This is a genomic window from Nocardia implantans (assembly GCF_035544775.1).
GTDB lineage: Bacteria > Actinomycetota > Actinomycetes > Mycobacteriales > Mycobacteriaceae > Nocardia > Nocardia implantans.
This window is the reverse complement of sequence record NZ_JAYKYQ010000016.1, coordinates 61,496-87,933: the sequence shown is the minus strand read 5'-3', so window position 1 is coordinate 87,933 and position 26,438 is coordinate 61,496. Positions and strand designations below refer to the sequence as shown.

The following is a 26,438-nucleotide window of genomic DNA, read 5'->3' as shown; positions in this document are numbered from 1 at the left end:
CTCCACTCGGTCCTTTCCGGGTGATTGATATTCGCCTAACGAACACACGATAGCGAGCGGATATGGCCCGTGGAAGGGGAAATGGAAAATATGGCTCCGAGCGGCCGGGGTGTTGCATTACTCCAGGTAGAGACGTTTTTGGTGCTTGGATGCAGTAATGAATCCAGTTCAGCTGGAGTCCGGTGCGGACCTTTCTTCCGGTCGGTTGAGCAGCGTCGAGGGAGGAAGTGGACCGATCAAAACATCGCGGTCATGCGTTCGTTTATTTCCTCTCGGTTCGCGTTCTCGGCGCACTCGCGTCGAATTCGGCTCCGCTGTCGTATGGGATTGCGCGCGGCTCGGCGCGGTCCAGGCGAAATCGCTGGAGTGCAATGGTTTCGGGCGAGATCGGCTGCGTGTCGGCATACTGTCGTCTTCTGCTCGTGCCTATTGATCGATGAATTCAAGTGCGGCAACGACTTCCGAACACCGCGACCGAGGAGTTCAGCGCAGCGGCAGGAATTCGACGATCGCGCCGTCCCCCGCATCGGGCGGGACGATCACGAGACCGTCGCGATCGACCAGGCCGCCGAGATGAGCCGTCCGGATGGTCGGGTCGCCGATCCATCCGCCTTCCTCGGCGAGGCGAGCCGGGACGATGCGCGTCACCTGTCCGGCGATCTCGGCGGCGTTGCGCAGCGGCCCGCGCAGCGGGCGCGCGGTGGACGCGCCGGTGCGGCCCTCGACGATCGCGGGAGCGAGCGCCATGAGCGTCGCGACCGCGGCGAACGGGTTGCCGGGCAAGCCGAGCACCGTGGTGCCAGCGGCGAGCCGGGCGACGACCGTGGAACCGCCCGGCCGCAGCCGCAGCCGGGGCACCACGATCGAAGCGCCCGCCCGGGTCAGGGCGGCACGCAGCTGGTCGGCCGCCCCGCCGCCGGTCGCGCCGACGATCACCAGCAGGTCGCACTCGGGCGCGGCGGTGAGGACCTCGTCGAAGCCGTGCGGAGTGTCGCGCAGGTGCACCCGGTCGGTAGTGCGAATGCCGCACCGGGACAGCAGTTCCGGCAGGATCGGGCCGATCGAGTCACGGGTCTGGCCCGCCTGGAGCGGACCCTCGCTGCGGATCTCGTCACCGGTCATGACGACGCGCGCGCGGACCGGCCCGCGCACCGGGGCGGCGGTGACCTCGACGCTCGCGGCCGCGGAGACCAGCGCCGGGGTGACCGGCGTGCCCTCCGGCGCGATCGGATCACCGGCGCCGCGGTCCTCGCCGCGGCGGCGGATGTCGTCGCGCAGCGGGGTGTCGGGCAGGCGGTACAGCGTTTCGTCGGCCACGTGGGCGAACTCGTCGCGCAGCACGCTCGTGGTGCCGTCGGGGACGTGCGCGCCCGTGGCGATGCGCACCGCCTCGCCCGGCAGCAGCCCCACCGGTCGCCGTCCGCCCGCGAAGCCGATGTCGCGCCGCAGGCGCCAGGGTCCGTCGCCCGCTACCGCGTACCCGTCCATCGCCGAGACGTCGAAGCGCGGCAGCGGCCCGGCGGCCGTCAGCGGACTCGCGAGCGCGGCCCCGATCACCGAACGCAAATCGGCCTCGTACGCGGTGAGCCGAGACAGCTGCGAGCGCAGCGAGTTCCGTGCCTCGTCGAGCTCGAGCGGCGGCTGCCGGCGTGGCGCGTCGACCGCAGCCCTGGCCTGCCGCACCTCCTCCTCGGTGTCGCAATCGCCGACGCCGGACAGCGGGATGATCGCGGCGGCGGCGGGCACCAGCGCCTTCATCGGCTGGTTGATCAGCGCGTCGAGCCCGTCCAGCGCGGCCGCGAGCGCCGAACGCCGCCACACCCCGATCAGGTACTGCGGGCGACCGGACTCGTCGGCCGCGAACACCGCGTCCGCGCCGGACTCGGTGGCGTGCCGGATGAGTTCGGCGACCGCCCATGGCGACAGGAACGGCAGGTCGGCGGCGAGCACCACGACCAGCGGTGCGGCGGAGCCGAGGGCACGCAACCCGGTGTCGACCGCCGCCACCGGACCCGATCCGGGCGGCACCTCGCGCACCTGGACGATCTCCGGCGGCAACTCGGGGCGGTGCGGCCCGACCACCACCGTCCGCCCGCACGAGGCGACGGCGGCGAGCGCCACCTCCAGCATGGAACGGCCGCCGATGACGATGGCCGGTTTGTCCACGCCGCCCATCCGGCTGGCCCGCCCGCCCGCGAGCACGATCGCGTCGGCGGCCGTCACACGCCACGACCCGGAGCTAGGTACACCATGGCGGCCATGCTAATTCGTCGGCGCAGGGAAGCCGGGGAGCGGACGGCGCCGATCAGGCGTTCGACCAGAACCGCGCAGGGGGCAGCAGCCGGAACTCGTTGAGTTCCGGGTCGGCGAGCACGAGGTCGGTGTCCCTGGCCGGAGCCGGGGCGCCGCGGTCGATCGAGGTGGCGCCCGCCGCGTGCAGCCTGGCCACCTCGGCGGCCCGGTCGTCGGCCGGGAACGAGGTGAGATCCAGGCGCAGTCTGGTCCGGCCGGTGCCCGCGTCCGGCGTGCGGACGAACTCCAGCCAGGAACCGAGGCCGGTCGGCGCGCGCAGTCCGGCCAGCCGCTCACCGCGCCGCATGGACGGCCAGCCGGTGGCGGCCGACCAGAATTCGGCGAGCCGCTGCGGATCGCGCGTGTCGACCACGATCGCCGCGACGGCTCCGGTGTCCACGTACTCCTCCCTGGGTTCGAGCACGCAGAACTCGTTGCCCTCCGGGTCGGCGAGCACCGCCCACGGCACCGCGCCCTGCCCGATGTTGATCGAGCGCGCGCCCAAGGCCAGCGCCCGGTCCACCTGGGTGCGCTGGTGGTCCAGCGAGCGGGTGGCCAGATCGAGGTGCAGGCGGTTCTTGCCGATCTTGGCCCGCATCGCGGGCAGGAAGGTCAGCGCCAGGTCGCCACCGTCTACATCGGGGGCCGCGACGTTGACCTCGTCGGGACGGTCGACGGTGATGCTCCAGCCGAGCAGTTCGGCCCAGAAATCCGCGACCGAACGCGGCCGGTCGGCGTCGAAGACGACACATGCCAGGCGGGTGGGCATAGATCCACGGTACTGGCCGCCCTCGCGGCACGGAGCCGATTCGGACAGCGGCGCTCAGTCACCGGGGAGATCGGGAAAGCAGTAGCGCGCGGCACGCAGATCGACGCGCCCGTCCCGGATCGGCACGCCCTCCTCGGCCAGCAAGCGCAACTGGCGATGGGCAAGGTGAGCGGCGGGCTTGCCGCCGGCGCCGAGCACCCGGTGCCAGGGCAGGTCGGCGGAGTCGGTGCGCATGATCCAGCCCACCGTGCGCGGGGTGGACAGACCGGCGGCCGCCGCGATGTCGCCGTAGGTGACCACCCGGCCGAGCGGGATCGCCGCCACCAAGGCGCGCACCTGCTCGATCTGGGCGTCGCTGGTCGGCATCGGGCTCAGAGCACCGATCGCACGAGTTCGCCGGTCCGGGCCGGATACGCCTGGGCGACCATGTGATCGCAGTTCCATTCCAGCACGGTCAAGCTGGCGCCCATGTGTTCGGTGAGCGCCGCGCGGAACTCCGGCGTGACGAACGGCGGGTCCACCTTCATCGCCTGCACCAGCACGGTCGGCAGATCGGCGGGCGGCAGCACCCAGTGGCGGGCCAGCTGGCCCCAGTAGGAGTTGATCGCGGGCAGGCTCATCCGCCAGCCGAAGCGCCCGTCCGCGGTGGGCATCAGGTGTTCGTCGAGCTCGGCTTCGAGCAACCGGGGCTCGACGTCGCCCCAGCCGGTGTCGAGTTTGTCCTGACGCGCCTGGTCGACGCTGTCGTAGTCGGCCGAGACCAGGGTGGACAGCGCGATCTCGTTGAGCCATTCCGGCTCCAGCGCGATCGCCGGATCCAGCAGCACGAGCTTGCGCACCAGGTCCGGATGCCGGTGCGCCAGGTGCAGCGCGCACGCCCCGCCGAAGGAGTGCGCGACCACCACCACCGGGCCGTCCGCTTCGGCGGTGACCAACTCGACCAGGTCGTCGACGATGGTCTCGAAGTTCCACGGTGGCAGCGAGGTCGAGCGACCGTGCCCGCGCAGATCCGGCGCGAGCACCCTGACATCGGGCAGGTGCCGGGTCGCCAGGTCTTCCCAGCGTTTGCCGTGACCGGTGACACCGTGCAGGGCGAGCACCACCGGTCCCGTCGCCGGACCGAACCGATGGACATTCAGAACAGACACCGGTCCATTCTGACCTGCGCCGCGATCGGCCGCAGTGCCGGTCGGGCGGAGGCGTGTACCGGCGTGTCGGTCGTGTCTGTTGCAATAGCCCGCGTGGTGCGATCGGATGGCGCGGTGCGACTGGTTCGCCGGAATGTGGTGGCGCCCCGGCCGCGAGACTGGGGGGCCGACGTTCGCGTGCTGCTGGACGCCGCGGCCGCGGACGGTCCCGCCCGTCCGGGGTGGCGGCCGTGGCAGGTGCTCGGCGGACCGGGCTCGGGGAAGACCGCCCTGCTGGTCGACATCGCCGCCGGGCGCATCGCGGCCGGAGCCGATCCGGAATCGGTGCTGGTACTGACCCATTCGAAACAGGCAGCGGGCGCTGTGCGCGATGCCATCACGACGCGGCTGAGCGGTCCGGGGCCCGGCGCGGAGGGCGGTGTGCCCGGCGCCACACGAGAACCCTTGGTGCGCACCCTGCACTCGTACGCCTTCTCCGTGCTGCGCAGGCACGCGATGGCGCACGGCAACCCGCCGCCGCGTCTGCTGACCGGAGCCGAACAGGACGCGGTGGTACGCGAGATGCTGCGCGGCGATCTGGCCGACATGGCCGAGGGCGCGCGCGGACTGTGGCCGGAGCGGCTGCGGCCCGCGCTCGCCCTCGGCGGGTTCGCCGAGCAGTTGCGCGATCTCATGCTCCGGGCCACCGAACGCGGCATCGGGCCGGAGGACCTGGAGCGGCTGGGCCGCGAGCACGCCAAGCCCGAGTGGGTGGCGGCGGGCCGGTTCGCGCTCCGCTACGAGCAGACGATGCTGCTGCGCTGGTCGGTCGGCGTCGAGGCGCCGGAGGCCACCGCGCCGGCGCTGGACGCCGCCGAACTGGTCGGCGCGGCACTGGACGCGCTGGCCGCCGACCCGAATCTGCTTGCCGCCGAACGCGCCAGGATCAGATACCTGCTGGTCGACGACGCGCAGCACCTGGACCCGCAGGCCGCGATCCTGGTGAAGGCGATCGGGCACAGCGCGCGGACCACGGTGATCGCGGGCGATCCCGATCAAGCCGTCTTCACCTTCCGCGGCGCCGACGCGCGGTTCGTCGCCGAACTCGACGTGCCGCCCGAGCGGCGCGTCGTGCTGCGCGACAACCATCGGTTCGGCGGTCAGGTCGAGTTGGCGGTGGCTCGGATCGCCGCACGTCTGCCCGGCACTGCGCCGCAGCGCATCCCCGTGCCGAAGGACACCGGGCCGCGGGAGGACGGCACCGAGGTGCGGGTGCGCGTGCTGGCCACGCCCGCGAAGGAGGCCGCGCTCATCGCCGACCACTTGCGCCGCGCGCATCTGACCGGTGGCGTGCCGTGGTCGCGGATGGCGGTGATCGTCCGCTCGGTGCCGCTGTCGCTGGCGCCGCTGCGCCGCGCCCTGCTCGCCGCGGGCGTGCCGGTGCGGCAGCCCGCGCTGGACACGCCGCTGGCGCGCAGGCGCGGCGCGGCATGGATGCTGCTGTCCCTGCGCGCGATTCTGGCGGGGGAGGCGGCGTCGCGGGACGCGGAACCGGCGTTCGAGCCGGAGGACGCCCTCGACCTGCTGTCCGGACCGCTCGGCGGCGCCGATCAGATCGCCTTGCGCCGATTGCGCCGCGGCATCCGGCGCGCGGTGCTGGAATCGGTGCGCGCCGGGGCGAAGTCACCGGACCAGGGCGACGACTCGCCACCCGCTCCCGATGCGGACATCGACCGCCCTTCCGCGCTGATGCTGCGCGATCTGCTGATCGGAACCGGCGATCCGGTGATCCTGGACCGGCTCACCGAAGTCGAGGCCGCGCCGTTGCGCCGGGTGCTGGACACGCTGCGCCGGGCCCGCAAGGTGCGCGGGCGGGGGGCGGGCCTGGAGGACGTGCTGTGGGCGCTGTGGACCGGTTCCCGGTTGGAGCGGCGCTGGCTGGCGCAGTCGGAGCGGGGCGGCGCGGTGGGCATGCAGGCCGATCGCGATCTGGACGCCGCCGTGGCGTTGTTCGACGCGGCCGCCGCCTATGTCGACCGGCTGCCGCGCGCGAGCATCGAAGGGTTCGTCGAATACCTGACCCAGCAGGAGATCCCGCAGGACGCGGCGCCGCGCACGCTGGCGGGTGAAGCGGTGGCGCTGCTGAGCGCGCACGCCGCCGCGGGGCGGGAGTGGGATGTGGTCGCCGTCGCCGCCGTCCAAGAGGGGATCTGGCCGAATCCGCGCGCTCGCGGCACCCTGCTGCATACCGAGGATCTGGTCGATCTCACCGCCGGGGTGTCCGACGCGGGGGAGCGGGTGAGCCGTGCGGCGCCCATCCTCGCCGAGGAGCGCAGGCTGCTGCTCGTCGCGTGCAGCCGGGCTCGGCGGTCGCTGTTGGTCACCGCCGTGGAATCGGTCGCGGGCGATCGCGATCTGGTCCCGTCGCGCTTCCTCGCCGAACTGCTCGGGCACGACGAGGACGGCGAGCCCGGTGCGCTCCCGGTGCTCGATCCCGGCCGCGCCCTGGTCATGCACGCGCTGGTCGCCGAATTGCGCGGCGTGGTCTGCGATCCCGACGCCGACCAGGAGCGCAGGCGCCGCGCCGCGCACCAGCTCGCGCGACTGGCGGACGCGGGCGTGCGTGGCGCCCATCCCGACGACTGGTACGGCACCGCGGAACTCAGTTCGCGGCGACCGCTGTGGGCCGAGGACGACGGCGCGGTGGCGCTGTCGCCCTCCACCGTCGAATTGCTGCGCACCTGCCCGCTGCGCTGGGCGTTGGAACGCAACGGCGGCACCGACGGCGACAACCCGCACGCCGTCAAGGGAAATCTGGTGCACACGCTCGTGCAGGCGCTGGCGGGCAAAGTGCCGGAGGACCAGGTGCGCGCCGCGCTGGAACGCGCCTGGCGGGCCGTTGATCCCGGCACCGGCTGGCATTCCCGCCAGGAGTTGCGCCGCACCGAGGCGATGCTGGAGACCTTCTCGGCCTGGGTGCGCAACACCCGCGGCGAACTCACCCAGGCCGGGGTCGAGGTGCCGGTGGACTGCGTGCTGCCCGCGCGCACGGAAGACGAACGCGACGTGCGGATCCGGGGCCGCGTCGACCGGCTGGAGCGCGACGCGCAAGGCCGTTTCGTCATCGTGGACGTGAAGACCGGCAAGTCCCCGATCAGCAAGCAGGCCGCCGTCGAGCACGCGCAGCTGGCGACCTACCAGGTGGCGGCCGCCGCGGGAGCTCTCGACGCGGCGGCGGAATCGGGCTCCGCCGAAGCGGCATCCGGCGAACCGGGCGGGGCGCGATTGGTCTACGTCGCGAAGCCGAGCAAGACGGAGGGCGCCACCCAGCGCATGCAGCCGCCACTGGACGCCGAGGCGCTCGAGCACTGGCGCGACACGATCCACCAGGCCGCGTCGTCCACGCAGGGCCCCAGCTATCTCGCCATGCGCAACGACGGCTGCCGCCACTGCGCGGTGGCGGGCAGTTGCCCCGTGCAGGACAGCGGGAGGCAGGTGACCGACGAGTGAGCGCGCTCGCGGTCCCGCCGCCGGTCGCCGGGGCGCCGCCGTGACGGGCCGGGTGACGCCGCATCAGCTGGCGCAGGCGCTCGGCCTGCCGCCGCCGACCGACGAACAGGCCGCCGTGATCGCGGCGCCGCCCGGCCCCACCCTCGTGGTCGCGGGCGCGGGCGCGGGCAAGACCGAGACGATGGCCGCCCGGGTGGTGTGGATGGTCGCCAACGGTCTCGTGCTGCCGGACGAGGTGCTCGGGCTGACCTTCACGCGCAAGGCCGCCCAGCAGTTGACCGCCCGGATCCGGACCAGATTGGCCCGGCTCGCCGGAGCGCCGCTGCTGCGTGAACTCGACCCGAGCGGCCGCCTGCGCGCCCAGCTGACCGGCGCGGAGCCGGAGATCAGCACCTACCACTCGTACGCGGGCAGGTTGCTCACCGAACACGGCCTGCTGCTCCCGGTGGAACCGTCGGCGACGCTGCTGACCGTGACCCAGCTCTGGCAGCTCGCCCACCAGGTGGTCCGCACCTGGGACGGCGACCTGGAGACCGATCGCACCCCGGTGTCGGTCACCGAGGCGGTGCTCGCGCTGTCCGGGCAGCTGGCCGAGCACCTGGTCGAGCCGGAGCAACTGGCCGAGGCGCACACCGAACTGGCGAAGCTGGTGCACACGCTGCCCCCCGGCCCGCGACAGCGTGGCGGGCCGAGTCAGGCGCTGCTCAACATCGTCCAAGTGCAGCGGGAACGGGTAGCGCTGCTGCCGCTGGTGCAGCAGTTGGCCGAGGCTTTGCGTCGACGGGGCGCGCTGGACTTCGGCTCGCAGATGTCCCTCGCCGCCCGGCTGGCCGCCGAGCATCCCGAGGTCGCCGCGGCCGAACGCGCCCGCTTCCGCTTGGTCCTGCTCGACGAGTACCAGGACACCGGCCACGCCCAGCGGGTCCTGCTCTCCGCGTTGTTCGGGGGCGCGTCGGGAGACGTTCGTTCGGTAACGGACGATTCTCGCGACGACGATGATGATCGGGCACACGCGGACATCCACAGCGGTCCGCAGCGGGCGGCTCGGGCAGATGGTCCGGGAAGCGGCGGCGAGTCGCTCGCGCGTGGCGCGGCGGCGAATCCGAGTGCGCAGGGTGGTCCGTCCTCCCGTGCGGGCGGGTCCGGTGGGAGGCCGTCGGCTGACGACGACTCTGTGCAGGGCACACCGTCGCGCGTCGGCGTGGACGACCCCGAAGGGCAAGCGCGGTTCGCCGGCGCACACGACCCGCACGTCGTGGCGAGGCGAGGCGACCAGCACTCGCACGAAACGCAACGCCTGGCGGTGACCGCCGTCGGCGACCCGATGCAGTCCATCTACGGCTGGCGCGGCGCTTCGGCGGCGAACCTGCCCCGGTTCGCCACCGACTTCCCCAGTGCGCCGGGCGTGCCCGCTCCCACGTTGTCGTTGCTGACCAGCTGGCGCAATCCGCCGGAGGCGCTGGCATTGGCGAATCTGGTCGCGCAACCGTTGCGGCGCAAGGCGACCGAAGGCGGCGGGGTGACGGTCGACGCTCTGCGGGCCAAGCCGGGCGCGGGTCAGGGTGTGGTGGCGCTGGCGCTGACCGGCACCGTCGCCGATGAGCGTGAGTGGGTGGCCGAGCGAATCGCCGCGGAGTGGGCCGCCCGGCGTGCGGACGGGCAGCAGCCGCCCACGTCCGCCGTTCTGGTGCGCCGCAACGCCGACGCGGCTCCGCTCGCCGAAGCGCTACGCGCACAGGGGCTTCCGGTGGAGATCGTCGGGCTCGGCGGTCTGCTCGCCACGCCGGAGGTCGCCGACGTCGTCGCCACCCTGCGGTTGATCGCCGAACCGGGTTCGGGCAGCGCCGCCATGCGCGTGCTGACCGGCGCGCGGTGGCGCATCGGGGTCGCCGACATCGCCGCGCTCGCCCGCCGCGCCAGGGACCTGTCCATCCGGCGTCCCGGCTCGGAGAGCCCGGCCGAGATCGCCGACGGCGCCGCGCTGAACGAGGCGTTGCGCGAAGTGGCCCCGGAACCCGCCGAACAGGCCGGGCTGGCCGACGCGATCGCCGATCCCGGTCCGCCCGAGCGGTATTCGCCCTCCGGGTTCGCCCGCATCGAGGCGCTGGGACGGGAGCTGGCCGCGTTGCGCGAACGCAGCGGTCAGCCGCTGGCGGAATTGGTCGCCGACGTGGAGCGCACCATCGGCGTCGGGGTGGAGACCCAGACCAGGCGGGCAATGGCTGGCACCGGGGCCGGCCGCGAGCATCTGGACGCGTTCGCCGAAGTGGTGGCCGGATACGCCGCGGAAACCGGCGCTTCGCTCGGCGGACTGCTGGGGTTCCTCGCCGCCGCGGAAGAAGTCGAGAACGGGCTGGAACCCGGCGAGGTCGAGGTCGCCAAGGATCGAGTGCAGGTGCTGACCGTGCACGCGGCCAAGGGCCTGGAATGGGAGATCGTCGCGGTGCCGCACGTGGTGGACGGCGTGTTCCCGTCCAAGGTCGGCTCCGGCACGTGGCTCGGCGCGCTCGCCGAGTTGCCCACGTCGCTGCGGGGTGACCGGCAGCAGGACGACGCTGCCGAAGGCGTGCCGGTGCTCGAACTCACCGATCTGTACGACCGCGCCGACCTCGATCGGGCGATCAAGGCGCACAAGGAGGCGCTGGAGCGCCGCCGGATCGATGAGGAACGCCGCCTGTTCTACGTCGCGCTCACCAGAACCGAACGCGTGCTGCTCGTTTCGGCCCACTACTGGGCGGAGACCGGCAGCGCCCCGAAGGGCCCGTCGGATTTCCTGCTCGAGCTGAAAGCCGCGCACGAGGACCCCGGCAGCCCCGCGTACGGCGTCTTGGCGATCGACCGCTGGGACGACCCGCCCGCCGCCGACGCCGTCAACCCGTTCACCGACAACCCGGCGACCGCCGAGTGGCCGCGCGATCCTCTCGGCCCCCGCCGCGACCCCATCGAACAGGGTGCCGCCCTCGTCCGCGCGGCCTTGGCCGAGTTGCGCGCCCGTCCCGCCGATAGCAGGGGGCTGTCCGATGCTGCTGCTCGCAACCACAGCGCGGGGTCCGTCCGCGCCGAAATGCCGCCCGGCGACGGTCCGGGGTTCGCAGACGAAACGGGTCACCACCCGCCCGCCGACGAGCCGAGTTTCGCGGACGAATCTGCCTACTACCCGCCCGACGACGACTACCCCCCCGACGATTTCGCGGACGAATCCGAGGTCACGTCGATCGAATACGCCGATCCCTATGCCGATATCGAGCCCTATTTCGGTACGGCGCCGGACCCGGTGGAGGAGTATCTGTCCGCCGACGAACCGGCATTGGCCGCGAGCGGCTTCGCCCCGCCCCCGCCGGAGGACCTGTACCGGCCGGAGCAGGCCCACCCCGTGTCCGACCCCGACGATCCGGAGGGCTGGGCCGCCGATGTCGACGCCTTGCTCGCCGAACACCACGCGGCGGCGGTCACCGACGAAGCGGTCGAGCTACCCGGGCAGATCGCGGCGACCGCCCTGGTCGAGCTGCGCGCCGACCCGGCGAGACTCGCTGCCCGCCTGCGTCGTCCGTTGCCCTACCCGCCGAATCCGCTGGCGCGCCGGGGCACCGCGTTCCACGCCTGGGTGCAGCGCTGGTTCGGCTCGACCCGTCTGCTCGGTCTGGACGAACTGCCCGGCGCGGCCGACGGCGGCGCGGCCGACGCGAGCTCGGACGCCGAGCTGAGTGCCATGCAGGAGGCGTTCCTGAACTCGCGCTGGGCCGATCGCAGCCCGATCGAGGTCGAGATTCCGTTCGAGACGTCGATCGCGGGCACCGTGATCCGCGGCCGGATGGACGCGGTGTTCGCCGAACCCGGCGGGCGCTGGATCGTGGTCGACTGGAAGACCGGCGCCGAGCCGAGCGCCGCCGAAGAGCCCGCGGTCGCCATGCAGCTGGCCGTGTATCGCCTGGCGTGGGCGCGGTTGATGGCCGCGCGCGAGGGACGGCCCGAGCACGAGATGCTCCCTCGGATCGGGGCCGCGTTCCACTACGTGCGCACCGGGCGCACCATCGCGCCGGCGAACCTGGCCGGTCCGGACGAATTGGCGGAGCTGATCAGGAACGCCGCGCCCGCCGGCTCACCGCCAGCGCCTGAATGACGAGCGGAATCTGCAGCGGAAGCCGCAGCGCCGACCCGATCTTCAGCAGCCGCGGCGCCTTCTCGCTGGCCAGCATGTCCACGGTGAACTGCACGTTGGCCGGGAACACCGCGATGAACAGCAGCGCCGCCAGCCGTCCGCCGAACCCGCGGGTGCGCGGAACGGCGAGGGCGGCCGCGACGCCGATCTCGGCCACGCCGGAGGCGTAGGTGTAGTCGCGGGCGCGTCCCGGCAGGAAGCGCGGCACGATCGAATCGAAGGGCTTCGGCCAGACGAAATGCAGGACCCCGGCCCCGAAGAGAATGGCGGCCAGAGCCAGCGCGGGCCGCCGCCCACCATCGGACCCGGACGTCAGCGTGTTTTCTGCCATGCAGGCACCCTTACATCTACTCCGCTTCCCGTCGACCCCGGGCGGCCCCGACATCCCCACACTCAGTCCGAGCACTTACCCGAGCCCAGCGGAGAGGCGTATCCAGTAGCGGCCTGGCTCCAGTTCCATCGAACGGGATAATCCCGCGATTCGTGAGTGCCGGTCGCCCGACGGTCGGTCGCCGTGGAGGAGCGCTCCGCATCGTGAGTTCGAATGCGAACCTGCTCAGCTCCCCCGGCCTCGTGTTGCGAGCGAAGCGGCCCGAGCATGCACTGTGCGCGGATTGGCTGCGGTTCGATCGGCTGGGGCGAATCGGGCCTTGGTGGTGTCGGTCGGCGGGATGGCCGCTCGCAGGAGGCGCGCCGGACTCGTGAGTTCGAATGCGAACGTGCTCAGCTCGCCCGGCCTCGTGTTGCGCGGCTCGCCCGGCCTCGTGTTGCGCGCGAAGTGACCGCGAGCATGCGCAGTTCGCGGCCTGGCCGCGGTTCCGATCGGCTGGGACGTATCGGGGGCATCGCGGAGTCGGCCGACTCGACGTTCGTCGCCGTGCGGCGCGCGCTGGATCGTGCGCTCGAACGCCGACGTGCCCAGCCGACCTCCACCACGACTTTCGAGCGAAGCGAGACCGAGCATCCGCCGTTCGCGCAAACGCGAGCCATAAAGGGGCCGCGAACACGCCGCGACGCAGTCGCGGCAAATAAAACACAGTAGGCTCCCCGGTGTGCCGGAGGGACAAGGATTACCGGGTATGACCGACGCGACGACAGGTGTGCCCGGTGTTCGGTGACCGAGCGCGCGGCCTCGGCTTGGCCAGTCGCCCCGATTTCGCCCTGGTCGGCGTGCTGCGCATCCCGGAAGTGCAGACCAGCCCATGGATTTCGCTGACCAGAAGAGTGCTGTTCGCGACGGCGCTGCTGTTCCTGGCCGCGATGGTGGTGTACCTGGGACGCGCGGGCTACCACGACAACTCGGGCAATGAGCTGTCGTTCCTGGACGCGTTCTACTACGCGACGGTGTCGCTGTCGACCACCGGATACGGCGACATCCACCCGGTGACGCCCGAGGCGCGGCTGGCGAACATCATCATCATCACCCCGCTGCGCATCCTGTTCCTGATCGTCCTGGTCGGAACGACGCTGGGCGTGCTGACCGAACGTTCCCGGCAGGCTTTCAAGATTCAGCGATGGAGGCACACCGTGCGCAATCACACCGTGGTCGTCGGATACGGCACGAAGGGGCGGACCGCGATCGACGCCATGCTCGGCGACGGAGTGCAGCCCGCCGACATCGTCGTGGTCGACACCGACGTGGTCGCCTTGGAGGCGGCCGCCAACGCCGGGCTGGTCACGGTGCACGGCTCGGCCACCCAATCCGACGTGTTGCGGCTGGCGGGCGTGCAGAACGCCGACTCGGTGGTGGTCGCGACCAATCGGGACGACACCGCCGTGCTGGTCACCCTCACCGCCAGGGAGTTGAACAAGGCCGCCAAGATCGTGGTTTCGATCCGGGAGGCGGAGAACACCCATCTGGTCCGGCAGTCCGGCGCGAACTCCGTGGTGGTGTCCTCGGAGACAGCGGGCCGGTTGCTCGGCATCGCGACCACCACGCCCACGGTCGTGGAGATGATGGAAGACCTGCTCACCCCGGAGGAGGGCTTCGCCGTCGCCGAACGCGAGGTGGAGGCGTCCGAGATCGGCGGCTCGCCGCGGCATCTCAGCGATATCGTCCTGGGCGTGGTGCGCAACGGGGTGCTCTACCGGGTGGGCGAGCCGGAAGTCGACGCGGTCGACGCGGGCGACAAGCTGTTGTACATCCGTCGAGCGGGCAAGTGACCCGGCGCGAACCAGGTTGTTGCTCGGGGCGCGATAGTCTCGAACCGTGCCGGCGTTTCAGCTCAACAGTGTTCCGTTGCTCTCCCGCTCCGTCATCGACCGGGCCGAGCACATCCGCGGTGATGCCCAGGCCCTGAAGGAGGGCTGGGCGGAAGCGAAACTTCTGCGGGTCAACCGTCGCGGACAGGTGCGCTTCGACGAGGGCGCCCTGGTCCTGGAAGCGGCCGTGGAGTTCTCCGCCGAGCCGAGTCCTGCCGCGGTGTTCCTCGGTGTGGAGGAGGGCGTGCACCTGTGGGCGGTGCGCGATCCGGAGCTGGAGGGGGCGCTGACCGATCTGCGCGCGCTGGCCGGCGGCGCCGTCGACGACCGCACCGCCGGGTTGCTCTCCACCGCGATCGCGCTGCTGAACTGGCACGACAAGGCCGGCTTCCACGGCGCGGACGGCGCTGTCACCACGTCGGCGAAGGCGGGCTGGTCGCGCATCACCGAGAGCGGTTACGAGGAGTTCCCGCGCATCGATCCTGCGGTGATCTGCCTGATCCACGACGGCGGCGAGCGGGTGCTGCTTGCCCGCCAGAGCAGCTGGCCGAAGTCGCTGTTCTCGCTGCTGGCCGGGTTCGTCGAGGCGGGAGAGTCGCTGGAGCGCTGCGTGGAGCGCGAGATGCGCGAGGAAGTGGGTCTCGACGTGCGCGAGATCAGCTACCTGGGCAGCCAGCCGTGGCCGTTCCCGCGCTCACTGATGCTCGGCTTCGCCGCGGTCGCCGATCCCGCTCAGCCGCTGACCTTCACCGACGGTGAGATCGCCGAGGCCGAGTGGTTCACCCGCGCGCAGGTGCGGGAAGCGTTGGCGGTGGGCGACTGGTCCAACCGGGACGGCGGCTCACGGCTGCTGCTGCCCGGCTCGATCTCCATCGCGCGCACGATCATCGAATCCTGGGCCGCGATCGACTGACGCGCGGGCCGAAGCCGGCCCGCGCGCGACGGCTGCTCAGGACAGACCGGCGAGGACCTGCTTGACCGCAGCCAGCGACGGGTTCGTCGCGGTGGAGCCATCCGCGAACTTGACGGTGGGCACCACGTGGTTGCCCCCGTTCACGCTGCCGACGAACTCGGCCGACGCGGGGTCTTGCTCGATGTCGATCTCGACGTAGCTGATGCCTGCCTCGTCCAACTGCTTCTTGAGCCTGCGGCAGTAGCCGCACCAGGTGGTCGAGTACATCGTCAGGGTGGGGTTCGCGTCAGTCACGGACACTGCAACGCCGGACGACCGCTGACTGTTCCGACTCGAACAATCCGGGACCTTGCGCGACATTTAGTATGCGCGCATACTAAATGCATGACGATCATCGCCAGCGCGCACGCCATCTCCAGTGCGCCGCCGACCGCCTTCTTCGCCCGCTGGGCCGACGTGGCCACCTGGCCGGAGTGGAACACCGACACGGAGTGGGTGCGCTTGGACGGACCGTTCGCCGAGGGCGCCACCGGAACGTTGCGGCCGAAGGGCGGCCCGAAGGTCCGGTTCGTGGTCGCCCGCCTGACCGACCGCGAGTTCGTGGACGTCTCCCGGCTGTTCGGCGCGCGGCTCACCTTCGCCCACGAGGTCGCCGTCGCGGACGGCCGCGCCACGGTCACCGTGACCGTCTCGATCGACGGGCCGCTGCGGGTGTTGTGGACGAAGATTCTGGGCGCCGACCTGGCGAAATCCGTGCAGCCCGACCTGGACGCACTGGTGGCCGTCGCCGAGGGGGTTGCGGTATGAGCGCGACCGGATCGAGCGCGAAGTACTGGCTGGCCGTGGTCTCGAGGGAGCATGTCCGGCGCGGCGTGCGGCTGGGCATCGCCCAGGCCGACCACGGCAAGCGGGCGGCGGTGGAACGCATGCGGCCCGGCGACGGATTGGTGTACTACTCGCCGCGCGAGGGCATGCGCGCCGGAGCGCCGGTGCGCTCGTTCACCGCGATCGGCACCATCGACGACCGCCCGGCCTGGCAGGCCGACCCGCAGGACGGCGGCTGCTTCCGGCCGTGGCGCCGGTCGGTCAGCTACCGAGCGGAAGCGCGGGAGACCCCGATCGACACGCTGCGTGCCGAGCTCGACCTCACCAGCGTGCCGAACTGGGGCATGGTCCTGCGCCGTGGCCTGATAGAACTCAGCCCGCACGATTACGCGTTGATCGCGCGAGAGATGACCGACGAGTGAGGGAGGCCGATGCGCGAGGCGCAAGACGGGCGGCTGCGTTCCCGATTTCGCGCGGCTGAGGAAAGTCCCGGCCTGTTGCTGTGGCAGGTGACCAATCGCTGGCAGGCGGCGCAGCGGGCGGCGCTCGCGCCATTCGACCTGACCCACGTGCAATTCGTGCTACTGGCTTCGCTCACCTATTTGGCTACGGGCCGCGAAGATCCGGTGCGGCAGCGTGACCTGGCCGAATACGCCGCCACCGATCCGATGATGACCTCCCAGGTGTTGCGCGCGCTGGCGCAGAAGGGCCTGATCGAACGCCGCGACCACCCGAGCGATCGCCGGGCCAAGGCGCTGGTCGCCACCGAAGCGGGCGTGGCGCTGGTGAACCGGGCCATCGTCGCGGTGGAGACGTGCGACGCGGAGTTCTTCGCGCCGCTGGGCGCCGAGGACGGCGCCTTCGCCCGCTCCCTGCGGCAGCTACGCGGCCGCTGAACGCCGCGCACGCCCGGCTCGCCGGTCCGATGGTGATGCCCGGTCCGAACGACGAGATCGCGCATGGCGGCACCGCGGGCATCCCTGTCTGCACAGCCGAGCACCGTCGGCGGCCGCGCGGTGCCGGTCCGATGGTGACGCCCGGTCCGAACGACGAGATCGCGCATGGCGGCGCCGCGGGCATCCCTGTCTGCACAGCCGAGCACCGTCGGCAGCCGCGCGGGCCGATGCCGGGCCGTCCTGGGCTGGAATCGATGGGGCGGGCCGGCCACGCTGATCGCGGCGACAACTTCCTCCAACTCGCGAGCCGGAGCGGCCACGCAGACGATGCCTGGGTACACCACCGAACACTGCTCGAGCGTCCGCATGGAACATCCAAGGTTTCGCCGACGGGCCGCACCACCGTTCGGGCTACTGCGGCATGGACTGCGCTGGGCGGTTTCGGCACCCCGGCGCCTTCCCTACTGTGCGGCCGACCCACCGGCGCGTGGCGCCCGCCATGGCGACCGGCGGCTTGTCGGTGGGCGCTGTCATGATGGACCGCGTGCCCGCTCTCGACCTCGCCGACCTCGATCCCGAGCAGGCCGCCGCCGTGCGGGCGCCGCGCGGCCCGGTGTGCGTGCTCGCGGGCGCGGGCACCGGCAAGACCAGGACCATCACCTATCGCATCGCGCATCTGATCGCACAGGGGCACGTCAAGGCCGATCAGGTGCTCGCGGTGACGTTCACCGCGCGCGCCGCGGGCGAACTGCGCACCCGGTTGCGCGCGCTCGGTCTCGGCGGCGAAGCGACCCAGGTGCAGGCGCGGACGTTCCACGCTGCGGCGCTGCGGCAGCTGAAGTATTTCTGGCCGCAGATCGTCGGCGATGTGCCGTGGCGGCTGATCGATGCCAAGTTCCCGATCGTCGCGCAGGCCGCGCACCGGGCCGGGCTGTCCACGGCCACCGACAGCGTGCGCGACCTGCTGAGCGAAATCGAGTGGGCGAAGGCCTCGCTCATCGCGCCGGAGGATTACACGGCGGCGGTCGCGAAGCAGCGGCGCGAGACGCCCTACGACGCATTGCGGGTCGCGGACGTCTACGCGGGCTACGAGAAGCTGAAGGCGACACCGGACGGGTTGCTGCTGGATTTCGACGACCTGCTGCTGCATACGGCCGCCGCGCTGGAGGACTATCCGGCGGTGGCCGACGAGTTCCGCGGCCGCTACCGCAGCTTCGTCGTGGACGAATACCAGGACGTCACCCCGCTGCAACAGCGCGTGCTCGACGCCTGGCTCGGCGACCGCGACGACCTGACCGTCGTCGGCGACGCCAACCAGACCATCTATTCGTTCACCGGAGCCACGCCGAGCTATCTGCTGGACTTCTCCCGGCGCTTCCCCGACGCCACCGTGGTCCGGCTGGAACGCGACTATCGCTCGACTCCGCAGGTGGTGTCGCTGGCCAATCGGGTGATCGGGTCGGCGCGCGGGCGTATCGCGGGCACCAGGCTGCAACTGATCGGCCAGCGCGCCGACGGACCCGAGCCCGCGTTCGCCGAATACGACGACGTGCCCGCCGAGGCGGCGGCGGTGGCCGAGGCGATCGGCCGGTTGATCGCGGCGGGCACACCGGCGGCGGAGATCGCCGTGCTCTATCGGATCAACGCCCACTCGGAGAGCTACGAGCAGGCGCTCACCGAGCGCGGCATCCCGTACCAGGTGCGCGGCGGCGAGGGTTTCTTCGCGCGCGCGGAGGTCAGGCAGGCTGTGCACGCGCTGCGGCAGGTCGCCGCCCGCGAAGACTTGCCCGATCAGGCACGCAGCGGCAGCTCCCTGGTCGCGCTGGTCCGCGCGGCGCTCGCCCCGCTGGGCCTGACCGCCACCGAGCCCGCGGGCGCCCAGGCGCGCGAACGCTGGACCTCGCTGGTCGCGCTGGTGCGGCTGACCGAGGAACTGGTCGGCCACGACGAGCGGCTCGACCTCACCGGACTGCTGCGCGAACTCGCGGCCCGCGCCGAGGCCAGGCACCCACCCACGGTGCAGGGTGTCACCCTGGCCTCCCTGCACGCCGCCAAGGGCTTGGAGTGGGACGCGGTGTTCCTCGTCGGTCTGTCCGACGGCACCATGCCGATCGCGCACGTTCTCGCCGATGACGGTTCGGTCGCCGACGAAGCGGCGCTGGAGGAGGAGCGGCGGCTGCTCTACGTCGGCGTCACCAGGGCACGCGAACATCTGCGGTTGTCCTGGGCGCTGGCCAGGAACGAAGGCGGCAGGCGCACCAGGCGGCGTTCGCGATTCCTCAACGGCCTGGTTCCGGACGATTCACCTGCCTCGCGCATCGCGGCGCCGCCGTCGGCGCCCAACGGCGTCCGCCCGGCCTGCCGGGTCTGCGCGAAACCGCTGATCGGCACCTACGCGACCATGCTCGGCCGGTGCCGTCGCTGTCCGGCCGAACTGGACCCGGAATTGCTTGCGGCACTGCGGGACTGGCGCGCGGAGAAGGCGGAGGCGCTGCGGGTGCGCGAATTCGTCGTGTTCACCGACACCACGCTCACCGCGATCGCCGAACAACTGCCCGCCGACGACGCCGCGCTGGCCGCGATCGCGGGCATCGGCGCCAAGAAGATCGATCAGTTCGGCGCCGAGGTGCTCGCCATCGTCGCGTCGCGACTTCGATCCACATCACAAAACCGCAGGTAGAAAATAGGTTGTCCCGCTCGGCGATCTTGCCTATGGTGTATTTCACGCACCGGGAGGGCATCTCGGCGCGCACAGTTACCGACACACAACGAGTACAGGAGGGAGGCAGAGCAGTGGACAACATCATGAACTTCGGCGCCAGTGGCGTTGCGGTCTATGCGCCCATGGCGGCCTCCCGGGGGATCCTCGCCTTGCAGGGGATCGGTCTGTCCGGAATCGGTGCGTTCGGCACGTCCGGCACGCGAGTGAATTGCGCTGCCATGCATGCGTCGCTGCGTACCCAGATCCAGGACAAGCCCAGCGTGGGCTGGCGCCCGACGGCTGCCGAGGCAGCAGTCGGTGTCTTCGCGGATGAAGCCGGCTTCGAGCCGGCGGACCCGCGGGCAGCACGCCTCCGCACCGCACACCCAGCGACCGTGAACAGGACTCGACACAGATGTCGACCTAGGTAGGGAACTCCTCCCCGACCTCCTGGCCACGGATCGCACGACAGCGAAACCGTGGCCAGTATTCTCCGGCCCTTCAGCCACCGGCACCGGTTTCGCCACAACAAACGAACCGCTGCAAACGAGCTGAAGGAGAACGACGTGTTCACCGCACAGGGTTGGCCGCAGGCCACTACTGACGTGACATGCCGAACCGTGGCGTCGACTACTCGGACCCAGGAGATCACCAAGGTCCTGCCCTGCCGTGCTGGAGACCCGGACCTCTGGTTCGCCGAGAGCCCGGTCCAGCTGGAGCAGGCCAAGGCGCTGTGCGCGACCTGCCCGATCCGCAAAGGCTGCCTGAGCGCCGCCATGGATCGTCGTGAGCCATGGGGTGTTTGGGGCGGTGAGATCTTCGACCAGGGTGTCGTGATCGCCCGCAAGCGTCCCCGCGGTCGTCCGCGCAAGGTCGCGGTCCCGGCATGAGCCGGGGAGTGACTTCCCTCCCTCCGGTCGATGTGCTCGATTCGGTCGGTACCGGCACGGGCCGAGCCAACGAACGAGAAAGCAGAACAGCCGCCCACCGCATAATGGTGGGCGGCTGGTCTGCTGTGTTGGTGTTGGTTTTGCAGCGCCTGCGGCGCTGCGTGTTCGCGGCCCCGGGAAGTCTCGCGTCCGAGCGACCGAGACTCGCGACTGCGTCGCATGCGCTTCGGTCACTCGGACGCGAGACGGGCCGCGAACGGCGCTCGTAAGACTCGCACCCGCCGGGGTCGGGAGCGGCCTGAGTGCGCGATTCAACGCGGGGGCTGCCGCTTCGACCGAGTGGTGGGGATTCGGCTCAGGAGGCTGTGCGTTCCTCGGTGAAGCCGGGCATCCAGGTGCGGACCAGTTGCATGAACGGCAGTTCGGCGTCGAGTTGCGCCAGGATGCCGACGGAGCCGCCGAGTACGCGGAAGATCATCACGTATTGCGCCGGGAGTTGCAGTGCGCGTGCGGTTTTCATCTCGGGGCTGGAGATTTCCGAAGCCTTGCCCGCCACCCGCTGCATCCACCTGCGGGTGAAGTGGAACGAGTCGGCCTGGATCGGGTCGGTGAACGGCCGCAGGTAGTCGGCGATCTCCTGGTGGGTGACCACTCGGCCGGGAATCACCCAGCCGTGGTCGTAGAGCAGCTCGGTGAGTTCGGCGAAGCGTTCCTCGACCGCGAGGGCCAGCATTCGCCCCAGCACCGGAGGGAAACCGTCCGGCATCGGCGCGCAGGCGCCGAAATCGATGACCGCCAGCTTGCCGTCGGGCAGCATCATGAAATTGCCCGGGTGCGGGTCGGCGTGCAGGAGTCCGACGACCTCGGGGGAGGAGAAGTGGAACCGCCCCATCAGCCCCGCGACGCGATTGCGCAACGCGCGGGTGCCCTCCGGATCCTCGGCGCCCTGCTTGATGATCGTGGAGACGGGGACGCCGTCGAGCCATTCGGTGACGATCACCTTCGGCGCGCTCGCCACCACCTTCGGCACGACGATCTCACCGTGCCCGTCGAAGCCCTTGGCGAAAGCGCGCTGGTTGGCCGCTTCGTTGCGGTAGTCCAGCTCTTCTTCGGTGCGTTCGGTGATCTCGGCGAGGATCGGTTTCACATCCGCGCCGGGGATCACCGAAGCGACCAGACCGGACATGCGGTTCAGTGTCTTCAGGTCCGCGCGCAGCGCCTCGTCGGCGCCGGGGTACTGCACCTTCACCGCGACGGTGCGGCCGTCCGACCACACCGCCCGGTGCACCTGCCCGATGCTGGCCGACGCGGCCGGAGTGTCGTCGAACTCACGGAAGCGGGTGCGCCACTGGGTGCCGAGCTGCTGGTCGAGCACGCGGTGCACGGTCGCGGCCGGCATCGGCGGCGCGGCGGCCTGCAGCTTGGTGAGCGCCTCGCGGTAGTGCTCGCCGAACTCCTCGGGGACCGCGGCCTCCATCACGCTGAGCGCCTGCCCGAACTTCATCGCGCCGCCCTTGAGCTCGCCGAGCACTGTGAACAGCTGCTCGGCGGCCTTCTGATTGAGCTGCGCGTTGATCTCGGACCTGTCGCCTCCGGCGAGCTTCTTGCCGAACCCCACGGCCGCCCGTCCGGCTATGCCGAGCGGAATCTTGGCCAACTTGGCGTTGCGGGACGAGCGACGGCGCACGATCTCAGACACGTACCCATCATGGCGGAAGGACCGGCCGGTCGGCCACGGCAATCTTGATCACGCCCGGATTCGGGTGCCGTGTCCTGCGGAAACGTGCGTAGATCCGGGTGCGGGGTGAGGGGGCCCAACCACGCCGATCTTCGATCACCTCCGGATTCCGGCGTCATGTTCGGCCGAAACGTGTGCGCACCCGCAGGCGGGGTGGCGGTCCCATCCGCGGCGGTCGAGGGTGTGGGAATCCAGGTCCAGTTCGAGGGTCGCGTTCAAGGTGGCGGGGGCTCGCCGGGGTGAGCAGTCGATGATCGTCTCTAGTTCGGCCAGGGCGATTGCCGTGGTGGCGGCTATTCCGGCGGGGGAGGCGTGGCCGACGCGGCCGAGGAGTTGGGCGGCGAGGTGGGGCCAGTCGGTGTCGTTGTGCGCGCGGATCAGGTCGGCGCAGCGCAGGCAGCTGGTGACGCCCGGGAGCACCAGCGGGCCGACGACGCCCTTGCTGTCTCGGATGCGCAGCTGAAGATGCGGTATCCGGTGCAGGACCAGGTCGCTCACCAGACGGGGATCGGGCATCAGCGTGTCGGCTAGCACTACGAGATCCGCTCCCCAGGACCGCACCGTCGCCGGACCGGACGGGTAGTCCCGGGAACGGCTCGGCCGCATACCGAGCGCCCGCAAACCGGCCGACACCGCGTCCGACAGCGGGCCGAGACCGTGCACCCGCACCGTTCGCACATGCCCGGCCCGCTCCTCGGGGTGGTCGAGCAGTCCGGCTTCGTCGACCAGCGTGAGCAATGCCACGGCGCGTTCGGCATCGATGCCGCATTCTCCGGCACGCCAGATGATCTGCGGTTTGGTGCGCAGACCGTCGAGCAGACGCAGGAAAGCGACGACGGTCTCGGCGTCCATGCCGTCCGGATCGAGCACCACCGCGGTCTCCGGATCGCACCCGAGCTGGACGACACCGGTCGGGCGGACCAGGACGGTCACCCTCGGGCGCAATCGCGGACCGCGACACATCGTTGTCATGTCATCAGTATGCGGATCGCGCGATGTGCTACCGGTGCCGAAATCCTCGGTTATCCACAGGATTTCGCGTCATCCACAACCCGGATCAGGACGATGCGCCGCCCTCTTCGCCCTGGTCGGCCCCGCTGTCGTCGTCCTTGCCCTCGCGGGCGGCGCGCTCGCGAGCCTCGGTTTCGGCCAATTGCGCCAGCGGGTCGTCGAAGACGGTGGCGGCGCCGCCGATGACCGAGTCGATGAAACCGGCGGGGGAGTCCAGGTCGTCGGAATCCGGCAGCAGGTCCGGGTGCGCCCACACGCGGTCGCGGGCGGTCATGCCCGCGTCGCTGGTGAGCCTGCGCCACAGCGCCGCCGCCTCGCGCAGCTTGCGTGGACGCAACTCCAGCCCGACCAGCGTCGCGAAGGTCTGTTCCGCGGGCCCGCCGGTGGCGCGCCGCCTGCGCAGCGTCTCCGCCAGCGCTCCCGCGCCGGGCAGGCGGTCGCCAACGGCGTCGGCGACGACGACCTGAACCCAGCCCTCGATGAGCGCCAGCAGCGTTTCCAGTCGCTCGAGCGCCTGCTTCTGCTCGGGTGTGGTCTGCGGCTCGAAGGTGCCCTGGGCCAGGATCTCCTCGAGCTTCGCCGGATCGGTCAGCGACATCGGATCGATGTTCTGCGCGGCTTGCTCCATCGCGGAGAAGTCCATGCGGATGCCGCGCGCGTAGTCCTCGACCGCGCCGAGCACCTGCTGACGCAGCCACGGCACGTGCGCGAACAGCCGCTGGTGGGCGGCCTCACGCGCGGCGAGGAAGACCAGGATCTCGCTCTCCGGCTGCTCCAGCCCGGCGCTGAACTCCGAGATCGCCGCGGGCAGCAGCGCCGCGGTGCCGGTGGGGCCGAGCGGCAGACCGATATCGGTGGAGGTCAGCACTTCTTTGGCGAGCTGGCCGAGCGCCTGGCCGAGTTGCGATCCGAAGGCCAAGCCGCCCATCTGGCCCAGCATGCCGACCATCGGCGCGGCGAACTGTCTGGCCTCCTCCGGCAGCGCCGCGGTCCACATGCCCGAGATCTGCTCGGCGACCGGGTCGCACAACCGCTGCCAGGTGGACAGGGTCTGCTCGATCCAGTCGTTGGCGGTCCACGCGACCGTCTTGGCGGCGCCCGCGGGCAGGGTGGTCGCGCTGTCGAGCCAGAGTTCGGCGAGGTGCGCGGCGTCGGCCACCGCGCTCGCGGCGCCCGAACTCACCGGGGCGACGGACGAGCCGAGCTGCTGGCGGGCCAGCCGCTTGGCGACGTCGTAATTCACCGGCCCGGCCTGCGCCGAGCCCGGTTGCCCCATGCCACTGAGCATCTGGCCGAGCGAGGTCAGCATCTGGCCGAGTTGCGCCGGGTCGAATCCGCCCGCGCCGGACCCACCGATACCGAAACCGAACGGGTCGTTCGGGCCGGGACCGCTCGGCTCGTCACCGCGCTTGCGATCGTCGTCGTCGCGGTTGGAGAATCCGAAGGGGAGGTCGTTCATGTTCTTTACGTTACGCGTGTAGCACAGCATCCCTCTGTTCGCGCGGCGCGAAATCGGCGGCGGCGCGGCGGGCCGAAACGACCGCCTCCGGCCACTCGCGCCGCGGGCTGTCACTACTGTGGTCCAGGTGAATCGTCGGATCCTCACCCTGGTGGCCGCCCTGATCCCGGTCCTCGTGCTCGGTGTCGTAGGCAGTGTGCTGACTGTGCCGTACGTCGCACTCGGGCCCGGCCCCACCTTCAACACCCTCGGCACGGTGGACGGCAAGGACGTCGTCGACGTGCGAGGCACCGAGGTCGATCCGACCACGGGCCATCTCAACATGACCACGGTGTCGGTGCGCGACGGGCTGAGCATCTTCGAGGCGTTCGGCTTCTGGGCCAGCGGCAAGCACGGCCTGGTGCCGCGCTCGGAGGTCTACCCGCCCGGCGTCTCGCGCGAGGAGATCGACAAGTCCAACCAGGAGGACTTCAAGGACTCCGAGGGCAACGCCGAGGTCGCCGCCCTGCACTATCTGAACCTGCCCACGGTCGTGCTGCTGCGCAAGGTGGCCGACGACGGGCCCGCTCGCGACGCGCTGCGCGCCGGTGACGAACTGATCAGCATCAACGGCACGCCGGTGACGACGCCCAAGGACGTCGTCACCGCGGTCGGATCCCAGGCGCCGGGCAGCACGCTGACCGTGGTGTTCCGCCGCGACAACGCCGAGCAGACCGCGACGATCGCGCTCGGCGCCCGCCCCGACGACCCGGCCAAGGGCTACCTGGGCGTGACGCCGGGCGAAGGCGCGCGGCCGCCGCTCGAGGTCGCGTTCAACCTCGCCGACATCGGAGGTCCGTCGGCGGGCCTGATGTTCAGCCTCGCCCTGATCGACAAGCTCACCCCCGGCGAACTGGACGGCGGCAAGTTCGTCGCGGGTACCGGGACCATCGATCAAGACGGCAAGGTCGGGCCGATCGGCGGTATCCAATACAAGATGATGGCCGCGCGGGAGGCGGGCGCGGAGACCTTCCTGGTTCCCGCGGCCAACTGCGACGAGGCCAGGCAGCGGACTCCCGACGGCCTGCGGCTGGTGCGCATCGAGAACCTCACCGGCGCGGTGCAGTCGCTCAACGAGATCAACACCGGCAAAGAACCGGTCAGCTGCGGGTGACGCCGGAGCGGTGATCCGCACCGGAAGCCGCGCGCATCTGCCCGGGCGCTCACCGCGGCCACGGCGTGATCCCCGCGCAGGCGAACGACCCGCGTTGTCTGCGCGTGATGCAGCGGCGTCGTGCCGTGGTCTGCGAGGCCGGTAGTTCATTCGAGCGTGTGGTGCAGTGCCTCGACCAGATTCGGCGCCAGGTTCGGGTAGGTGCGCAGGTCGAGGTCGCCGAAATCGTCCGCGTCGTCCTCGGGGCGCAGCTGCAACAGGCACAGCGACGCGCCGTCGCGCAGCACCGCGGCGAACAACCTGGCCTCCCTGCGTTCCGGGTGGGCTTCGGCGGCGGCGCGCGCGGCCGCGTCGGCGGCTTCGTGGTCGGCCAGCAGCGGGGCGAGCGCGTCGTCGAGCGTCGACTCGGCGTCCGGCGGGAGCACTACGATCTCCTGCACCAGCACGCAACCGCGGACGGCGGGCGGCCAGCTGGTGGTGGCCAGGAATTCGTCCAAGGCGATCGAGCCGCCGGTGATGTCGTCCGGGAACGCCTCTTGGGCGACCGGCGTCAGCTCGCCGCCCTCGTCGAGTTGCTCCTCCAGTTCCGGCTGCGCCGCGACCAGGTCCGCGGTCGGCACCAAGGCGAACATCTGCGGGGGACGGCCCCACCCCTCGGCGTCGACGAATTCCGCCACCTCCCGGACGGATCGGGCGAGGACGAGTTCGGCGTGCAGGTCTGGGGTCACCCGAACATCCAATCAAACCGCCGGTGAGCGCAGCCGCAAACCCGGGCGAACGGTTCCCCGGCGCG

General features: G+C 71.1%; 21 protein-coding genes. 11 read left to right on the top strand and 10 right to left on the bottom strand.

Annotated features, from left to right (window positions below):
* Window positions 1-483: 483 nt before the first annotated feature.
* From U3653_RS29565 to U3653_RS29550, 4 genes are all read right to left on the bottom strand, one after another.
* Window positions 484-2,223, bottom strand: a complete 1,740-nt coding sequence (locus tag U3653_RS29565) for an NTP transferase domain-containing protein (RefSeq protein WP_195081940.1) — start codon at window positions 2,221-2,223, stop codon at window positions 484-486.
* Between the two features lie 82 nt (window positions 2,224-2,305).
* Window positions 2,306-3,061 (bottom strand): VOC family protein, encoded by a 756-nt coding sequence (locus tag U3653_RS29560; RefSeq protein ID WP_195081939.1) that lies wholly within the window; start codon window positions 3,059-3,061, stop codon window positions 2,306-2,308.
* 54 nt (window positions 3,062-3,115) lie between these two features.
* Window positions 3,116-3,427 (bottom strand): MGMT family protein, encoded by a 312-nt coding sequence (locus U3653_RS29555; RefSeq protein ID WP_195081938.1) that lies wholly within the window; start codon window positions 3,425-3,427, stop codon window positions 3,116-3,118.
* A gap of 5 nt (window positions 3,428-3,432) precedes the next feature.
* On the bottom strand, window positions 3,433-4,209 hold the full coding sequence (locus tag U3653_RS29550) for an alpha/beta hydrolase (protein ID WP_323124391.1): 777 nt from the start codon (window positions 4,207-4,209) through the stop codon (window positions 3,433-3,435).
* A 72-nt stretch (window positions 4,210-4,281) separates the two neighbouring features.
* On the opposite strand from U3653_RS29550, the gene U3653_RS29545 reads away from it, so the two are divergent.
* Complete coding sequence (locus U3653_RS29545) at window positions 4,282-7,698, top strand: ATP-dependent helicase (RefSeq protein WP_435406597.1); 3,417 nt, start codon at window positions 4,282-4,284, stop codon at window positions 7,696-7,698.
* A 40-nt stretch (window positions 7,699-7,738) separates the two neighbouring features.
* Window positions 7,739-11,818: an ATP-dependent helicase gene (locus U3653_RS29540; RefSeq protein ID WP_195081935.1), complete on the top strand. Its 4,080-nt coding sequence runs from the start codon at window positions 7,739-7,741 to the stop codon at window positions 11,816-11,818.
* On the opposite strand, the gene U3653_RS29535 is transcribed toward U3653_RS29540, so the two are convergent.
* Window positions 11,775-12,188, bottom strand: a complete 414-nt coding sequence (locus U3653_RS29535) for a DoxX family protein (RefSeq protein ID WP_195081934.1) — start codon at window positions 12,186-12,188, stop codon at window positions 11,775-11,777. The two genes, U3653_RS29540 and U3653_RS29535, sit on opposite strands and share 44 nt — an antisense overlap.
* Window positions 12,189-12,964: 776 nt before the next feature.
* Here U3653_RS29535 and U3653_RS29530 point away from each other — a divergent pair.
* Together U3653_RS29530 and nudC are read left to right on the top strand one after the other, a co-directional pair.
* Window positions 12,965-14,020 (top strand): potassium channel family protein, encoded by a 1,056-nt coding sequence (locus U3653_RS29530; RefSeq protein WP_195081933.1) that lies wholly within the window; start codon window positions 12,965-12,967, stop codon window positions 14,018-14,020.
* Between the two features lie 46 nt (window positions 14,021-14,066).
* Entirely contained in the window at window positions 14,067-14,972 is a 906-nt protein-coding gene (gene nudC, locus U3653_RS29525; protein WP_195081932.1) for an NAD(+) diphosphatase, read from the top strand.
* 36 nt (window positions 14,973-15,008) lie between these two features.
* Here nudC and U3653_RS29520 read toward each other — a convergent pair whose 3' ends face one another.
* A complete protein-coding gene (locus U3653_RS29520) occupies window positions 15,009-15,239 on the bottom strand; it encodes a mycoredoxin (protein WP_157111606.1) in 231 nt (76 codons plus the stop codon).
* Between the two features lie 117 nt (window positions 15,240-15,356).
* On the opposite strand from U3653_RS29520, the gene U3653_RS29515 reads away from it, so the two are divergent.
* The 6 genes from U3653_RS29515 (at window position 15,357) to U3653_RS29485 (ending at window position 20,284) form a co-directional block, all read left to right on the top strand.
* Window positions 15,357-15,779 carry an SRPBCC family protein gene (locus tag U3653_RS29515; RefSeq protein ID WP_195081931.1) on the top strand — a complete coding sequence of 141 codons (423 nt, stop codon included), beginning with the start codon at window positions 15,357-15,359 and terminating at the stop codon, window positions 15,777-15,779.
* Entirely contained in the window at window positions 15,776-16,219 is a 444-nt protein-coding gene (locus U3653_RS29510) for an EVE domain-containing protein (RefSeq protein ID WP_195081930.1), read from the top strand. Before U3653_RS29515 ends, U3653_RS29510 begins: the two co-directional genes overlap by 4 nt.
* A 9-nt stretch (window positions 16,220-16,228) precedes the next feature.
* A complete protein-coding gene (locus U3653_RS29505; protein WP_195081929.1) occupies window positions 16,229-16,693 on the top strand; it encodes a MarR family winged helix-turn-helix transcriptional regulator in 465 nt (154 codons plus the stop codon).
* 532 nt (window positions 16,694-17,225) lie between these two features.
* Entirely contained in the window at window positions 17,226-19,373 is a 2,148-nt protein-coding gene (locus U3653_RS29495; protein WP_195082134.1) for an ATP-dependent DNA helicase UvrD2, read from the top strand.
* 113 nt (window positions 19,374-19,486) lie between these two features.
* Entirely contained in the window at window positions 19,487-19,825 is a 339-nt protein-coding gene (locus U3653_RS29490) for a hypothetical protein (RefSeq protein ID WP_195081928.1), read from the top strand.
* A gap of 135 nt (window positions 19,826-19,960) precedes the next feature.
* Window positions 19,961-20,284 carry a WhiB family transcriptional regulator gene (locus U3653_RS29485; RefSeq protein WP_157106825.1) on the top strand — a complete coding sequence of 108 codons (324 nt, stop codon included), beginning with the start codon at window positions 19,961-19,963 and terminating at the stop codon, window positions 20,282-20,284.
* A 355-nt stretch (window positions 20,285-20,639) separates the two neighbouring features.
* Here the strand turns inward: U3653_RS29485 and U3653_RS29480 are convergent, their stop codons facing one another.
* From U3653_RS29480 to U3653_RS29470, 3 genes are all read right to left on the bottom strand, one after another.
* Window positions 20,640-21,983 carry an ABC1 kinase family protein gene (locus tag U3653_RS29480; protein WP_195081927.1) on the bottom strand — a complete coding sequence of 448 codons (1,344 nt, stop codon included), beginning with the start codon at window positions 21,981-21,983 and terminating at the stop codon, window positions 20,640-20,642.
* 135 nt (window positions 21,984-22,118) lie between these two features.
* Window positions 22,119-22,994 carry a hypothetical protein gene (locus U3653_RS29475; RefSeq protein WP_195081926.1) on the bottom strand — a complete coding sequence of 292 codons (876 nt, stop codon included), beginning with the start codon at window positions 22,992-22,994 and terminating at the stop codon, window positions 22,119-22,121.
* Window positions 22,995-23,079: 85 nt separating this feature from the next.
* The gene (locus tag U3653_RS29470) at window positions 23,080-24,492 is read right to left on the bottom strand and encodes a zinc-dependent metalloprotease (RefSeq protein ID WP_195081925.1); all 1,413 of its coding nucleotides are present in this window, start codon (window positions 24,490-24,492) and stop codon (window positions 23,080-23,082) included.
* Window positions 24,493-24,619: 127 nt separating this feature from the next.
* Between U3653_RS29470 and U3653_RS29465 the strand changes: the two genes are divergently transcribed.
* Entirely contained in the window at window positions 24,620-25,645 is a 1,026-nt protein-coding gene (locus tag U3653_RS29465; protein ID WP_195081924.1) for a YlbL family protein, read from the top strand.
* Window positions 25,646-25,791: 146 nt separating this feature from the next.
* Here the strand turns inward: U3653_RS29465 and U3653_RS29460 are convergent, their stop codons facing one another.
* Window positions 25,792-26,373 carry a PPA1309 family protein gene (locus U3653_RS29460; protein ID WP_195081923.1) on the bottom strand — a complete coding sequence of 194 codons (582 nt, stop codon included), beginning with the start codon at window positions 26,371-26,373 and terminating at the stop codon, window positions 25,792-25,794.
* Between the last annotated feature and the right edge of the window lie 65 nt (window positions 26,374-26,438).

Bases quoted from the DNA above. Each gene is read 5' to 3' on its own strand.
- U3653_RS29560 (WP_195081939.1), bottom strand. From the start codon at position 3,061: ATGCCCACCCGCCTGGCATGTGTCGTCTTCGACGCCGACCGGCCGCGT.
- U3653_RS29555 (WP_195081938.1), bottom strand. From the start codon at position 3,427: ATGCCGACCAGCGACGCCCAGATCGAGCAGGTGCGCGCCTTGGTGGCG.
- U3653_RS29535 (WP_195081934.1), bottom strand. From the start codon at position 12,188: ATGGCAGAAAACACGCTGACGTCCGGGTCCGATGGTGGGCGGCGGCCC.
- U3653_RS29520 (WP_157111606.1), bottom strand. From the start codon at position 15,239: ATGTACTCGACCACCTGGTGCGGCTACTGCCGCAGGCTCAAGAAGCAG.
- U3653_RS29515 (WP_195081931.1), top strand. From the start codon at position 15,357: ATGACGATCATCGCCAGCGCGCACGCCATCTCCAGTGCGCCGCCGACC.
- U3653_RS29510 (WP_195081930.1), top strand. From the start codon at position 15,776: ATGAGCGCGACCGGATCGAGCGCGAAGTACTGGCTGGCCGTGGTCTCG.
- U3653_RS29505 (WP_195081929.1), top strand. From the start codon at position 16,229: ATGCGCGAGGCGCAAGACGGGCGGCTGCGTTCCCGATTTCGCGCGGCT.
- U3653_RS29495 (WP_195082134.1), top strand. From the start codon at position 17,226: ATGATGGACCGCGTGCCCGCTCTCGACCTCGCCGACCTCGATCCCGAG.
- U3653_RS29475 (WP_195081926.1), bottom strand. From the start codon at position 22,994: ATGACAACGATGTGTCGCGGTCCGCGATTGCGCCCGAGGGTGACCGTC.
- U3653_RS29470 (WP_195081925.1), bottom strand. From the start codon at position 24,492: ATGAACGACCTCCCCTTCGGATTCTCCAACCGCGACGACGACGATCGC.